The organism is Streptomyces sp. NPDC020884 (assembly GCF_044333935.1).
GTDB lineage: Bacteria > Actinomycetota > Actinomycetes > Streptomycetales > Streptomycetaceae > Streptomyces.
In genome coordinates, this window is sequence record NZ_JBIRRY010000006.1 from 356,424 (window position 1) to 370,791 (window position 14,368).

The following is a 14,368-nucleotide window of genomic DNA, read 5'->3' on the forward strand; positions in this document are numbered from 1 at the left end:
GGTGCCGGGTGCCCGTCCTTCTGATCTTCCGGGTTGGGGTGGTGCGGGACTCGCTGGTTATGCGAGCCCGGCCACCAGGTCTGCGACGCTCTTCCTGCGGCCCGTGTAGAACGGGACCTCCTCGCGCACGTGGAGCCGTGCCTCGGAGGCGCGCAGGTGACGCATCAGGTCGACGATGCGGTACAGCTCGTCCGCCTCGAAGGCGAGGACCCACTCGTAGTCGCCCAGCGAGAACGAGGCGACGGTGTTGGCGCGGACGTCCGGGTACCCCCGGGCCATCTTGCCGTGGTCGGCGAGCATACGGCGGCGGTCCTCGTCGGGCAGCAGGTACCAGTCGTAGGAGCGCACGAAGGGGTAGACGCTGATGTAGTCGCGCGGCGTCTCGTCGGCGAGGAACGCCGGGACGTGCGACTTGTTGAACTCGGCGGGCCGGTGCAGCGCCATGTTCGACCAGACCGGGTCGAGGGCGCGGCCGAGCTTGGTGCGCCTGAAGAGGTTGTACGCCTCCTGGAGCTCGTCCGAGGTCTCGGCGTGCCACCAGATCATGAGGTCGGCGTCGGCCCGCAGACCGGAGACGTCGTAGGCGCCGCGGACGGTGACGTCCTTCGCCGCGAGCCGGTCGAACAGCTCCTGGACCTCGTCGGCGTATCCCGCGCGGTCCAGCGGGAGCACGTCACGCAGTTTGAAGACCGACCACAGGGTGTAGCGGATGACCTCGTTGAGGTCCTTGGCCTTCTTGCCGGCGTTCGGACCCTTGCTTGATGTCGCAGTCTCAGGAGCACTCATACGGCTATTGTCCCGCCTCGCTCTCCGTGCCCCGAACCAGGGTCGGCGTGGCGATGATCTCTCTCGTGATCTCGTCGGCCGCCCGCTGGGCGCTCGCGATGCAGGCGGGGATGCCGACGCCGTCGTAGACCGCGCCGCAGACCCGCAGGGCGGGGAGCTTGGCCACCTCGTCGCGGATCCGGGCGACCCGGGTGAGGTGGCCGACCGGGTACTGCGGCAGGCCGCCGATCCAGCGGGTGACCTCGGTGTCCACCGGCCGCGCGGTGAGTCCGGTGGCCTCGGTGAGTTCGCGCAGCGAGACGGCGACGAGTTCCGCGTCCTCCCGGTGCAGATGCTCCTCCTCGCCGTACCGGCCGACGGAGGTGCGGAGCACGAACAGGTCGGGGGCCCGGTCGGTGACCCACTGCCATTTGTTGCTGGAGAACGTGGACGCCTTGATCGTGTGGCCGTCGACCGGCGGCACCAGGAAGCCGGAGCGGCCGCGCAGGGCTTCGTGCCGCTCGATGTCGGCGCGCCGGAAGGCGAGGGTGACCAGGGCCATCGAGGCGTACTCGACGCCGGACAGCTCGGCGGCGGCGGCCGGGGACTCGGCGGCCAGCAGGGCGCCGGCGGACCAGGCGGGGGTGGCCAGGACGATGCCGTCGGCGGCGATGGTCCGGGTGTCGGTGCGGACGGCCCAGCCCGTTCCCGTACGGGTGAGGCCGAGGACGGGGGTCTCGGTGAGGATCTCGCCGCCCCCGGCCCGTACGGCGTCGCCGACGGCGGCCGGGAGGGTGCCGATGCCGCCCTCGATGCCCTGGAAGACGGGGCCGGTCCGCTGCCGGGCGGCGGCCCGCTCCTGGACGCGGCGCACGCCGTCCAGCAGCGGGCCGCCCTCCTTCACGGCCTCGAAGAGCTGGGGTACGGCGGCGCGCATCGAGATCCGGTAGGCGTCGCCCGCGTAGACCCCGCCGAGGAGGGGCTCCACCAGCCGGTCCACGACCTCGCGGCCGAGCCGGTCGGCGACGTACGCGCCGACCGCGACGTCGTCGCCGACGGCGGCCGGAGCGAGGTCGCGCTCCTTCGCGATCCGGGCCACGCCCTCGGGGGACAGCACCTCGCCGAGCACCGACGGAGCGCCGGGGACGCCCATGACGTGCCCCTTGGGCATCGGGCGCAGCGCGTCGCGCGTCCACAGCGAGGCGGTGGTGGTGGCGGGCGGCTGGAGGCGGTCGGCGAGGCCCACGTCACGGGCCAGGGCGACCGCCTCGGGGCGCCGGGCGAGCATCGCCTCGGCCCCCAGGTCGACCTGGACGCCCGCGATCTCCCCGGTCATGAGCTTGCCGCCGAGCCGGTCCGTCGCCTCCAGGAGGGTCACCCGCGCACCGCCGGCGACCAGGCGGTGGGCGGCGGCCAGACCGGCGATGCCGCCACCGATGACGACGACGTGGCCCGAGGGCGATTCCGCACGCTGTTGAGAACGCTGCATGGGTCCACTCTCTCAAACCCCCTGCCGCGTCATGACCGTGACCACTTCGAAACCGGCGGACGGCAACCTGCCGCGGAGCGGCCTCGTCGAACCGTCACCATCAACCACCGTCCTGGGGGGACCAGTTATGGATATGGGCAGCAGCACCGATCGACCCTTCGACCGGCGGCCCGGCGCAGCGCACCGGCGTCGGGCGCGGGCCCGTCGCCGCGCGGCACTCGTCGCCGGGGCGCTCGGCCTCCTGCTCGCCGTCGGCGGCTGCGGGGCCGGGGGCGACGCGTCGGACAGTGGCGCGAAGGCGGCGGACGGCAAGTACGCGGGCCCCGAGGGGCGCGCCGACGGACAGGCCGGGGCGGGGGCGGCGGACGAGGACGCGTCCGCGCCCGCCGGGCAGCGCTCGGACCCGAAGGCCTCGGGGAAGAAGGCGGTGACCGCGCCAGGGGCCACCCATGTCATCCGCACGGCGGCCCTGTCCGTCGAGGTGAGGAGCGTGCCGAAGGCCGTCGCCGCCGCCCGCGACGCGGTGGAGGGCGCGGGCGGCCTGGTGGCGACGGAGAACACCGAGCGGCTGGACGACGCCTACGAGACCTCGCACCTGGTGCTGCGGGTGCCGCAGGACCGCTTCCAGGAGGTGCTGCGGACCCTCTCCGGTTCCGGGAAGCTGCGCTCGCGCACCTCGAACGCGAAGGACGTCACCGACCAGGTGGTCGACGTGGGCAGCCGGATCGCCACGCAGCGCGCGAGTGTGGCGCGGGTGCGGGAGCTGATGGACGAGGCGGAGAGGATCAGCGATGTGGTGGCCCTGGAGGGCGAGCTGAGCAGCCGTCAGTCCGATCTGGAGTCGCTGCTCGCCCAGCAGGCGAGCCTGAAGGACCGCACCTCGCTGTCGACGATCACCCTGGACCTGACTCCGCCGGACGCTCCGGACGACGACGGGCGGGAGGAGGACCCGGGGTTCCTGGACGCGCTGGGCGGCGGCTGGGACGCGTTCGTGACGATGCTGCGGTGGATCGCGGTGGCGTTCGGGGCCGCGTTCCCGTTCCTGCTCACCGCGGCCCTGGCGCTGCTGGTCTGGCGGGTGCTGCGCGCCCGCAGGGCCGCTCCCGCCGCCGCCCCGGAGCAGGAGGGCACTCCGGCGCCCTGAAGGCGCTCCAGCGCCGTAGCGTGGGGCTCCGACGTGGTGGATCGCCGCATCGGCGAACCGGCGAAAGGGACCCGGCATGGCAGCGGAGCGACTGGTGGTCATCGGCGGTGACGCGGCGGGTATGTCCGCCGCGTCACAGGCCCGCAGGCTGAAGGGGCCGGACGCGCTGGAGATCGTCGCCTTCGAGCGCGGGCACTTCACCTCGTACTCCGCCTGCGGCATCCCGTACTGGGTGAGCGGCGACGTCGCGGCGCGCGACGACCTGATCGCCCGCACCCCCCGGGAGCACCGGGAGCGGGACATCGATCTGCGGATGCGGACCGAGGTGACGGAGCTCGACGTGGCCGGGCGGCGGGTGCGGGCGCTGGACCGGGAGAGCGGGACGGCGTACTGGACGGGCTTCGACAAGCTGGTGATCGCCACCGGGGCCCGTCCGGTGCGCCCGGCGCTGCCCGGGATGGACGCGGCCGGGGTGCACGGGGTGCAGACCCTGGACGACGGGCAGGCGCTCCTGGACTCGCTGGACGCCCTGGGTTCCGACGCGGGGCGGCGGGCGGTCGTGGTGGGCGCGGGGTACATCGGCGTCGAGATGGCCGAGGCGATGCTCAAGCGGGGCTTCGAGGTGACCGTCCTGAACCGGGGCGAGCAGCCGATGGCGACCCTCGACCCGGACATGGGGCGGCTGGTCCACGACGCGATGGACGGGCTGGGCATCACCACGGTCAACGGGGCCGCCGTCACCGGGATCCTCACCGGTCCCGACGGCCGGGTGAGCGGGGTGGCGACGGACGCGGACACGTATCCGGCGGACGTGGTGGTCCTCGGCATCGGCGTGGAGCCGGAGACGGAGCTGGCGCGCGGGGCGGGGCTGCCGGTCGGTCCGCACGGCGGGCTGCTCACCGACCTGGCGATGCGGGTGGCGGGCCACGAGAACATCTGGGCGGGCGGCGACTGCGTGGAGGTCCTGGACCTGGTGGCGGGCCGCACCCGGCACATCGCGCTGGGCACGCACGCCAACAAGCACGGGCAGGTGATCGGTTCCAACGTCGGGGGCGGCTACGGCACGTTCCCGGGCGTGGTCGGTACGGCGGTGAGCAAGGTCTGCGACCTGGAGATCGCCCGGACCGGGCTGCGGGAGAAGGACGCCCGCGCGGTCGGGCTGCGCTACGTCACGGCGACGATCGAGTCGACGGGGCGGGCGGGCTACTACCCGGGGGCCAAGCCGATGACGGTGAAGATGATCGCGGAGTTCCGCACGGGCCGGCTGCTGGGGGTGCAGATCGTCGGCCGGGACGGGGCGGCGAAGCGGGTGGACGTGGCGGCGGTGGCGCTGACGGCCGGGATGACGGTGGAGCAGATGACGGCGCTCGACCTGGGATACGCGCCGCCGTTCTCGCCGGTCTGGGATCCGGTGCTGGTCGCCGCCCGCAAGACGGTGGCGGCGGTGCGGGCCGCGGGGAGCTGACGCTCCCGGGGGCCGGCTCTTCGGGCCGGCCCCCGTACGACCGGTCGTTCAGCGCGCGGTCTGCGTGTGGACGTACTCCACGAGCCGGGTGAGCGCGTCCGGGTCCATGGTCGGCATGACGCCGTGGCCCAGGTTGAAGATGTGGCCCTCCAGGCCGGCCGCGGCGTCCAGCACCTCGCGGGTCTTCACCTCGACGGCCGGGGTCGGGGCGAACAGCACGGCCGGGTCGAGGTTGCCCTGGAGCGCCTTGCCGGGGCCGACGCGGCGGGCGGCCTCGTCCAGCGGGACGCGCCAGTCGACGCCGACGACGTCCGCGCCGGCCTCGCCCATCAGGCCGAGCAGTTCGCCGGTGCCGACGCCGAAGTGGATGCGGGGGACGCCGTAGGGGGCGACGGCGTCGAAGACCTTCGCGGAGGCGGGCAGCACCGCGCGGCGGTAGTCGGCGGGGGCCAGCGCGCCGACCCAGGAGTCGAAGAGCTGGACGGCGGAGGCGCCGGCCTCGATCTGCACCTTGAGGAAGGCGCCGGTGATCTCCGCGAGCCGGTCCACGAGATCGGCCCAGAGCTGCGGGTCGCCGTACATCATGGCCTTGGTGCGCTCGTGGTTGCGCGAGGGGCCGCCCTCGACGAGGTAGCTGGCGAGGGTGAAGGGGGCCCCGGCGAAGCCGATGAGCGGGGTGGCGCCCAGCTCGGCGGTGAGCATCCCGATGGCCTCGGTGACGTACGGGACGTCCTCGGGGGTGAGGTCGCGCAGCCGGGCGAGGTCGGCGCGGGTGCGGATCGGCTCGGCGATGACGGGGCCGACGCCGGGCTTGATGTCGAGGTCGATGCCGATGGCCTTGAGGGGCACGACGATGTCGCTGAAGTAGATCGCGGCGTCGACCTTGTGGCGGCGCACGGGCTGGAGCGTGATCTCGGCGACCAGCTCCGGCATCATGCAGGAGTCGAGCATCGCGATGCCCTCACGGACCTTCAGGTACTCGGGCAGCGAGCGCCCCGCCTGGCGCATGAACCAGACCGGCGTGTGCGGTACGGGTTCGCGGCGGCAGGCCCGCAGGAACGCCGAGTCGTGGGTGGCGTGGCGGCTCGCGTCGTGGCTGGCGGAGGTCGTCGTCTGCTGGCCCGAAGGGCTGTCGTTGGCACTCACGCACAGAATCTTCGCACGCGTGCCGAAGGAGCCCGGCCCCGCACGGGTGTCTGTCCCTGCGCGAGGCCCGCCTTCCGCCTACTCTTCCCCGCATGGCTCCGGCTCAGGGACAATTTTCCGATCATTCCGATGGCGTCGACAGCAAGGACGGAGCGGAGGGTCCTTCCGTGCCGCCCGCGTTCCTGGCGGCGGTCGACGCGCTGCGCTCGGCGCGGCTGCGCCCGGAGCTGGAGGTGGAGCCGACCAGGCCGCCCCAGCGCCTCGCGCCGCACGCGTACGCCCTGGAGGCGGCGGTGGTGGACGGCGAGGACGATCTCGCGGACGGCAGACTGGTCCTGCTGCACGATCCGGCGGGGCACGAGGCCTGGCAGGGCGCGTTCCGGCTGGTGACGCTGGTCCGGGCGGAGCTGGAGCCGGAGATGGCGGCGGACCCGCTGCTCCCGGAGGTGTGCTGGTCCTGGCTGACGGGTGCGCTGGACGCGCGGGGCCTGTCGTACGGCGAGGCGGGCGGGACGGTGACACGCGCCGGATCGCACTACTTCGGTGCGCTGTCCGCGCGCCGTCCGGCGACGCAGATCGAGATCCGCGCCTCGTGGACGCCGCGGGAGGGCCGGGGCGGCGTCCCGGAGACGGCGTCGCACCTGATGGCCTGGGGCGATCTGCTGTGCCAGATCGCGGGACTGCCGCCGTCGGAACCGTCGGACGCGGCGGTGGTGACGCTGCCGCAGCGGCGCGGGCCACAGGTTTCGTAACACTCCGTCACCCGTATCGCACAGGCGCCGACTCTCTTTTCGTACAATCGATCGCACGTCCTATTTGCCCGAATTGTTACTCACCAAATCGTGATCTTCCCCTAAAGGAGGACGGGTCCGCTGCCGAAGAGGTCAATGACCCTTCAAGCACGGTTCGCCCCCCGGCTTCATCCCCCGAGCCGGCCCGTCCCGCCACTCCCCCCAGGAGGCCTGGTGTCCGTTCTCCTTGAGCAGCCCGCAAGCCTGGTCGCCTACCGCCCGAACAAGCCGACGGCCATGGTCGTCGTGGCCGACCCGCGCGTCCGTTCCACCGTCACCCGCCATCTGTGGGCCCTCGGAGTACGTGACGTCATCGAGGCGTCGTCCATCGCGGAGGCACGTCCCCGCGTCGGCAATCCGCGCGACATCTGCATTGCCGACGTCCACCTGCCCGACGGTTCCGGGCTGACCCTGCTGTCCGAGACCCGTGCCGCAGGCTGGCCCAACGGTCTCGCCCTCTCCGCCGCCGACGACATCGGCGCCGTTCGCAACGCCCTCGCGGGCGGCGTGAAGGGCTACGTCGTCACCGGCACCCGAACCAACATCGGTCACCCCACCCGCCCCGGCGTCGCCCCCATCGGCGCCAATGCCGCCCGTATGCACCGCAGGCCTCCGGGCTCCCCGGGCCACCCGGGCGGCTACCGCGAACTGTCCGGACGCGAGGTGGAGGTGCTCCGTCTGGTCGCCGAAGGCCAGTCCAACAAGGCCATCGGCGTCTCGATGGGCCTCTCCGCCCTGACCGTCAAGTCCCACCTCGCCCGGATCGCCCGCAAGCTCGGCACCGGAGACCGCGCCGGAATGGTCGCGGTCGCCCTGCGGACGGGCATCATCCACTGACCGCACCCCGCCGGGACGTGCACCGATGCGCCTCCGGCTGGAATACGTGCACGGAGCCCGTCGACGGAACGTTCCGTCGACGGGCTCCGTGCATACACAGATACCCTTGACACGTGACCGACGCCCAAGAGACCGCAGCAGACACTTCACTGCGAACCACCGGGGGCGCTCCCCCGGACGACGTCGCCCCGGCGCCGATCCCCTTGCTCGAACCGCGCGAGGGCATTCCCCCGGTGGTGACGTCCGACGACGCCCTCGCCGGGGTGATCGCTGCCTTCGCCGCGGGCACCGGCCCGGTGGCCGTCGACGCCGAGCGCGCCTCGGGGTACCGCTACGGCCAGCGCGCCTATCTCGTACAGCTGCGCCGTGAGGGTGCGGGCAGCGCCCTGGTCGACCCGGTCGGCTGCCCCGACCTCTCCGGCCTGGGCACCGCGCTGACCGGCACCGAGTGGATCCTGCACGCGGCCACCCAGGACCTGCCGTGCCTGCGGGACATAGGCATGACCCCCACCTCCCTCTTCGACACGGAGCTGGCCGGACGGCTCGCGGGCTTCCCGCGCGTCGGCCTCGGCGCGATGGTGGAGAACGTCCTCGGATACGCCCTGGAGAAGGGCCACTCCGCGGTCGACTGGTCCACCCGCCCGCTGCCCGAGCCCTGGCTGCGCTACGCCGCGCTGGACGTGGAGCTCCTGATCGACCTGCGCGACGAGCTGGAGGACGAGCTGGAGCGGCAGGGCAAGCTGGAGTGGGCCCGGGAGGAGTTCGACGCCATCGCCTCCGCGCCGCCCGCGCCGCCCCGCAAGGACCCCTGGCGCCGCACCTCGGGCATGCACAAGGTGCGCCGCCGCCGTCAGATGGCCGTCGTCCGCGAGCTGTGGACCACCCGTGACCAGGTCGCCCAGCGGCGTGACGTCTCGCCGGGCAAGGTGCTCGGCGACGCCGCGATCGTCGAGGCGGCGCTCGCGCTGCCGGTCGATGTGCAGGCCCTGACCGCGCTGCCGGGATTCGGCCACCGCATGGGACGCCGTCAGCTGGAGCAGTGGCACGCGGCCGTGGAGCGGGCCAGGGCGCTGCCCGAGTCGGAGCTCCCGCAGCCCGGTCAGCAGCCGGCCGGACCGCCTCCCCCGCGCTCCTGGGCCGACAAGGACCCGGCCGCCGCCGCCCGGCTCTCGGCCGCCCGCACCGCCGTGACCGAGCTGGCCGAGCGCCTCCACATGCCCCAGGAGAACCTGATCACCCCGGACACCGTGCGCCGGGTCTGCTGGGAGCCGCCGGCGAACCCGACCCCGGGGGCCGTCGAGGACACCCTCGCCGGGTACGGGGCACGGAACTGGCAGATCCAGCAGGTCGCCCCGCTTCTGGTCCGGGCGCTGAACACCGACGCCTGAACGCGCACCCGCCCCCGAACGCCCCCCGGCCGACGGCCGGGGGGTGTTTGACTTCCCGGCGGGAACCACAGGAAGCACCGGGGTCACGGGGGACGGACATGGACAGCACGGCGTACGGCGACTGGATACGCGCCTTCGAGCAGGCGCGGCTGGAGCGGGCGGAGCGCGGCGATCCGGACTGGCGGACCGGGGTGGAGCCGCACCCCGCGATCCGGCGCAGCGTGCAGCGCTTCCAGGTCGGCGAGGACGGCGACGGGGCCGGGCTGATCACCAAAGCGGAGGCGGCCGGCGACGGAGCGTACGCGTCGGCGGTGCGGATGTTCGTCGCGGAGGAGCGAAATCACGCCAGGTTGCTGGCGCTTCTGCTCGCCGCGGGTGGCGCCCCGGTCATCACCTCGCACTGGAGCGACCGGGTCTTCGTGGCGCTGCGCCGAGCCCTGGGACTCCGCCTCGAACTGCTGGTCCTCATGATCGCGGAGGTGGTCGCGCTGCGGTACTACCGGGCTCTGCGGGACGGCGGCGAGGACGCGCTGACGCGCGAGGTGGCGCGGCGGATCCTGGCGGACGAGGAGCGGCATGTGCCCTTCCACTGCCACCGCCTGCGCCGGGCGTTGCGCCCGCTGCCGTCGCCGGCACGGGGTCTGGTGACCGCCGGGTGGCGCGCCGCCCTGGCCGTGGCCGCGCTGGTGGTGGCCGTGGACCACGGCCCGGCGCTGCGGCGGCTGGGGGTCGGCCGGGGGCGGTTCACGGCGGAGGTGGTCCGGTCCTCGGGGCCGATCGCGGCGGCGATGCGGTGACGGGCGCGGCGTCGGCGGGCACGGCCCCGGGGCGTCCGGGAAGGCCCGTCGCGGCCGTCGGAGCGGTGTGACCTTCGACGCTCCGGCCGTGAGGGGTGGGCAGTCTGGTTACCCGCAAGTAGCATGAGGGCAGGCGGTGCGCCCCCGTGGCGTGCCCCGCAGCAGTGCCATCCCGCACCCTGGAGGAGAGCCACCGTGCCTCGTACCATCCGGGACGTCGTCTTCGTCGACGGCGTCCGCACCCCGTTCGGCAAAGCGGGCCCGAAGGGCATTTACCACGAGACCCGCGCCGACGACCTCGTCGTGAAGGCCATCCGGGAGCTGCTGCGCCGCAACCCGGACCTGGACCCCAAGAAGATCGACGAGGTCGCCATCGCGGCGACCACGCAGATCGGCGACCAGGGCCTCACGCTGGGCCGGACCGCAGGAATCCTGGCCGGTCTGCCGCAGTCGGTCCCCGGCTACTCGATCGACCGCATGTGCGCGGGCGCGCTGACCGCCGTCACCGCGACGGCCGGTTCCATCGCCTTCGGCGCGTACGACGTCGTCGTGGCCGGTGGCGTCGAGCACATGGGCCGCCACCCGATGGGCGAGGGCGTCGACCCGAACCCGCGGTTCGTGTCGGAGAAGCTGGTCGACGAGTCCGCCCTGTTCATGGGCATGACGGCGGAGAACCTGCACGACCGCTACCCCACGATCACCAAGCAGCGCGCCGACGAGTACGCGGTGCGTTCGCAGGAGAAGGCCGCCAAGGCGTACGCCAACGGCAAGATCCAGCAGGACCTGGTGCCGGTCTCGGTGCGCCGCACCAACCCCGAGGCCGGTGAGACGGGCTGGGGCCTGGTCACCGCCGACGAGCCGATGCGTCCGGGCACCACGATGGAGTCGCTGGCGGGCCTGAAGACCCCCTTCCGCGCCCACGGCCGCGTGACGGCCGGCAACGCCGCGGGGCTCAACGACGGCGCCACCGCCTCGCTGCTCGCCGCCGAGGACGTCGCCCGCGAGCTGGGGCTCCCGGTCAAGATGCGCCTCGTCGCCTACTCCTTCGCGGGCGTCGAGCCGGAGGTCATGGGCTACGGCCCGATTCCGGCGACCGAGAAGGCGCTGGCCCAGGCCGGCCTCTCCATCTCCGACATCGGTCTCTTCGAGATCAACGAGGCGTTCGCCGTGCAGGTGCTCGCCTTCCTGGAGCACTACGGCATCGCCGACGACGACGCCCGCGTCAACCAGTACGGCGGCGCGATCGCCTACGGCCACCCGCTGGCCTCCTCCGGTGTCCGGCTCATGACGCAGCTGGCCCGGCAGTTCGAGGAGCAGCCCGAGGTCCGCTACGGCCTGACGACGATGTGCGTCGGCTTCGGCATGGGCGCCACGGTCATCTGGGAGAACCCGAATTTCGACGGAGGCAACAAGTGAGCTCCACCACTGAGCTTCTGAAGGGCGCGGCAGAGCTGTTCCCCGGCGAGGTCGTCACGCAGGCGCACGTACGTCACCTGGACCTCCCGTACGGCGCCGGACGGTTCGCGCTCATCACGCTGGACAACGGCCTGGACCACACCAAGCCGACCACCTTCGGACCGCAGTCGCTGGCGAACCTGGACGCCGCCATCGACCAGGTCGAGAAGGAGGCGTCGGAGGGCACCATCACCGGCGTCGGCATCACCGGCAAGCCGTTCATCTTCGCGGTCGGCGCCGACCTCAAGGGCGTCGAGCTGCTCGGCCGCCACGAGGACGCGCTCGCCATCGGCAAGGGCGGCCACGACGTCTTCCGCCGCCTCTCCGGCCTCGCGGTCCCCACCTTCGCGTACTACAACGGCGCGGCGATGGGCGGCGGTGTCGAGGTCGGTCTGCACTGCGCCTACCGCACCGTCTCCACCGCGATCCCGGCGTTCTCGCTGCCCGAGGTCTTCCTCGGCCTGGTCCCCGGCTGGGGCGGCTGCGCGCTGCTCCCGAACCTGATCGGCGCGGACCGCGCGGTCTCGGTGATCATCGAGAACTCGCTGAACCAGAACCGTCAGCTCAAGGGCAAGCAGGTCTTCGAACTCGGCATCGCGGACGCGCTGTTCGAGGGTGCGGACTTCCTGGAGCAGTCGCTGATCTGGACCGCGAACGTGCTCAAGGGCACGGTCGCGCCTCAGCGCGCCGAGGTCGACCGCGGCGAGGCCTGGGACCAGGCCGTCGCGCGGGGCCGGGCCATCGCCGACTCCAAGGTGCACGGTGCGGCCCCGGCCGCCTACCGCGCGCTGGACATCATCGCGGCGGCGAAGGACGGCGACCTGAGCGCCGGCTTCGACGCCGAGGACCAGGCGCTCGCGGACCTGATCATGGGCGGCGAGCTGCGCAGCGGCATCTACGCCTTCAACCTGGTCCAGAAGCGCGCCAAGCGCCCGGCCGGAGCGCCGGACAAGAACCTGGCCCGCCCGGTCACCAAGGTCGGCGTCGTGGGCGCGGGTCTGATGGCCAGCCAGCTGGCGCTGCTGTTCCTGCGCCGCCTGGAGGTCCCGGTCGTCCTCACGGACATCGACCAGGCGCGCGTCGACAAGGGTGTGGGCTACGTCCACGCCGAGATCGAGAAGCTGCTCGGCAAGGGCCGCATCAACCAGGACAAGGCCAACCGCCTCAAGGGCCTGGTCTCCGGTGTCCTCGACAAGGCCGAGGGCTTCGCGGACGCGGACTTCATCATCGAGGCCGTCTTCGAGGAGATCGGCGTCAAGCAGCAGGTGTTCGCGGAGGTCGAGGCGGTCGCCCCGGCGCACGCGATCCTCGCCACCAACACCTCCTCGCTGTCGGTGACCGAGATGGCCTCGAAGCTGAAGAACCCCGAGCGGGTCGTCGGCTTCCACTTCTTCAACCCGGTCGCGATCCTCCCGCTCCTGGAGATCGTCCGCGGCGAGCAGACGGACGACGCCTCGCTGGCGACGGCGTTCGGCGTGGCCCGCAAGCTGAAGAAGACCGCGGTCCTGGTGAAGGACGCCCCGGCGTTCGTCGTCAACCGCATCCTCACCCGCTTCATGGGCGAGATCCAGAACGTCATCGACGAGGGCACCCCGGTCGAGGTCGCGGAGAAGGCCGTCGAGCCGCTCGGCCTGCCGATGTCCCCGCTGGTGCTCCTGGAGCTGGTCGGCCCGGCCATCGGCCTGCACGTCTCCGAGACCCTGAACCGCTCCTTCCCGGAGCGCTTCACCGTCTCGCAGAACCTCGCGGCTGTCGTCAAGGCGGGCAAGCGCGGCTTCTACGTCTACGATTCCGGCGCGCCGGTCCTCGACCCCGAGGTCGCCGCCCTCCTCAAGCAGGGCGACACCGTCCTCACCGAGGAGCAGACCCGCGACCGGGTGCTCGACGCGGTGGCGCAGGAGATCGGCCTGATGCTGGACGAGGGCGTCGTCGCCGAGGCCCAGGACATCGACCTGTGCCTGATCACCGGCGCGGGCTGGCCCTTCCACCTGGGCGGCATCACGCCGTACCTGGACCGTGAGGGCGTCTCCCAGCGGGTGAACGGCAAGCCGTTCCTGGCGCAGGGCGTGGCGAGCGTGCCGGCCTAGTCATGGGGTAGGAATGGGTCCCGGAGCGGGCCGCACGGCCGACAGGCCGTGCGGCCCGCTCCGTCATGCCGAGGAGAGGCCGGGAGATGGCGGAACGCCGAAGGGGTGCGCCCCGCCGCAGGGGCGCACCGCTGTGGGTGGCGGGCGCGGGGATCCTCGCGGCGCTGACGGGACTGGCCCTCGGCCTGCGGCTGTTCGGCGGCACACCGGACTCCCCGGACTCCCCGGGCGCCCCGGGCCGCACCGATGCGCGGGGCGCCCTGTCCGTCGCGACCTGGAACGTCTGCGGCGTACGCCAGTGGAACTGCGAGGACACCGGCCCGGCCGAGGAGAAGCGGGCCCGGATCGAGGCCCTGGCCCGGGAGTCCGGGGCCCGTGTCGTCCTGCTCCAGGAGGTGTGCTCCGCGGACCTCTCCACCGTACGGGCGTCGCTCGGCGGCACCTGGCAGAGCCTGTTCCGCCCGTACACCTCGGTGCGGGAGGGGCGCAGCTCCACCACGCGCTGCACGGGCGACGGGCGGGGCACGGCCGGGTACGGCATGCTGTCCGCCCTGCCGCTGACCCGCGTCGCCGACCTTCCCCTGCCCCAGCCGGTCACCGGTCCGCGCCGGGGCATCCTCTGCGCCACGGCCGGTGCGGAGAACGTACGGCTCTGCACGACGCATCTCAACCCGCAGCAGGGCGGGGCCGCTTCGGTGCCGGCCGAGCTGCGCGAGGGCCAGCTGCGGGCGCTCGTCGGGGCGGCGGCCGGACCGCGCACCGTCTTCGGCGGCGACCTGAACACCGGTCCGCCCGACGGGACCGGAACGGATGCGTGGGCCCGGACCGAGGGCCCGTACGGCGCCTACCGGGAGTGCGACCGGTCCGGTGTGCCGCAGGAGACCCACCGCAGCGGCTACAAGATCGACTATCTCTTCACGGACCTGCCCCGTCAGGGGTGTTCGGTGCTCCGCTCGCCGGCTTCGGACCACTGGGCCCTGCTGATGCGGGTGGCCACCGGCTGA

The 14,368-nt window shown here is 73.0% G+C and carries 12 protein-coding genes; 9 read left to right on the forward strand and 3 right to left on the reverse strand.

Annotated elements, in window-relative coordinates:
• Positions 1 to 57: 57 nt before the first annotated feature.
• A complete protein-coding gene (gene hemQ / locus ACH4UK_RS20975; RefSeq protein ID WP_398358307.1) occupies positions 58 to 786 on the reverse strand; it encodes a hydrogen peroxide-dependent heme synthase in 729 nt (242 codons plus the stop codon).
• 4 nt (positions 787 to 790) lie between these two features.
• The gene (hemG, locus tag ACH4UK_RS20980) at positions 791 to 2,254 is read right to left on the reverse strand and encodes a protoporphyrinogen oxidase (RefSeq protein WP_398358309.1); all 1,464 of its coding nucleotides are present in this window, start codon (positions 2,252 to 2,254) and stop codon (positions 791 to 793) included.
• 133 nt (positions 2,255 to 2,387) lie between these two features.
• Here hemG and ACH4UK_RS20985 point away from each other — a divergent pair, with 133 nt between their 5' ends.
• Together ACH4UK_RS20985 and ACH4UK_RS20990 are read left to right on the forward strand one after the other, a co-directional pair.
• Entirely contained in the window at positions 2,388 to 3,398 is a 1,011-nt protein-coding gene (locus ACH4UK_RS20985; RefSeq protein WP_398358311.1) for a DUF4349 domain-containing protein, read from the forward strand.
• Between the two features lie 76 nt (positions 3,399 to 3,474).
• Complete coding sequence (locus ACH4UK_RS20990; RefSeq protein ID WP_398358313.1) at positions 3,475 to 4,863, forward strand: FAD-dependent oxidoreductase; 1,389 nt, start codon at positions 3,475 to 3,477, stop codon at positions 4,861 to 4,863.
• Between the two features lie 48 nt (positions 4,864 to 4,911).
• On the opposite strand, the gene hemE is transcribed toward ACH4UK_RS20990, so the two are convergent.
• Positions 4,912 to 6,009, reverse strand: a complete 1,098-nt coding sequence (gene hemE, locus ACH4UK_RS20995; RefSeq protein ID WP_398358315.1) for a uroporphyrinogen decarboxylase — start codon at positions 6,007 to 6,009, stop codon at positions 4,912 to 4,914.
• 92 nt (positions 6,010 to 6,101) lie between these two features.
• Between hemE and ACH4UK_RS21000 the strand changes: the two genes are divergently transcribed.
• The 7 genes from ACH4UK_RS21000 to ACH4UK_RS21030 all read left to right on the forward strand — a co-directional run bounded on the left by ACH4UK_RS21000 (position 6,102) and on the right by ACH4UK_RS21030 (position 14,368).
• On the forward strand, positions 6,102 to 6,761 hold the full coding sequence (locus tag ACH4UK_RS21000; RefSeq protein ID WP_398358317.1) for a DUF3000 domain-containing protein: 660 nt from the start codon (positions 6,102 to 6,104) through the stop codon (positions 6,759 to 6,761).
• Between the two features lie 213 nt (positions 6,762 to 6,974).
• Positions 6,975 to 7,637: a LuxR C-terminal-related transcriptional regulator gene (locus tag ACH4UK_RS21005; RefSeq protein WP_398358319.1), complete on the forward strand. Its 663-nt coding sequence runs from the start codon at positions 6,975 to 6,977 to the stop codon at positions 7,635 to 7,637.
• Positions 7,638 to 7,750: 113 nt separating this feature from the next.
• Positions 7,751 to 9,025 carry an HRDC domain-containing protein gene (locus ACH4UK_RS21010; protein ID WP_398358321.1) on the forward strand — a complete coding sequence of 425 codons (1,275 nt, stop codon included), beginning with the start codon at positions 7,751 to 7,753 and terminating at the stop codon, positions 9,023 to 9,025.
• A 98-nt stretch (positions 9,026 to 9,123) separates the two neighbouring features.
• Entirely contained in the window at positions 9,124 to 9,822 is a 699-nt protein-coding gene (locus tag ACH4UK_RS21015; protein WP_398358323.1) for a ferritin-like domain-containing protein, read from the forward strand.
• Positions 9,823 to 10,017: 195 nt separating this feature from the next.
• Complete coding sequence (locus ACH4UK_RS21020) at positions 10,018 to 11,238, forward strand: thiolase family protein (RefSeq protein WP_398358325.1); 1,221 nt, start codon at positions 10,018 to 10,020, stop codon at positions 11,236 to 11,238.
• Positions 11,235 to 13,364, forward strand: coding sequence for a 3-hydroxyacyl-CoA dehydrogenase NAD-binding domain-containing protein (locus tag ACH4UK_RS21025; RefSeq protein ID WP_398358326.1), 2,130 nt, complete (start codon positions 11,235 to 11,237; stop codon positions 13,362 to 13,364). Before ACH4UK_RS21020 ends, ACH4UK_RS21025 begins: the two co-directional genes overlap by 4 nt.
• 86 nt (positions 13,365 to 13,450) lie before the next feature.
• Complete coding sequence (locus tag ACH4UK_RS21030; protein WP_398358328.1) at positions 13,451 to 14,368, forward strand: endonuclease/exonuclease/phosphatase family protein; 918 nt, start codon at positions 13,451 to 13,453, stop codon at positions 14,366 to 14,368.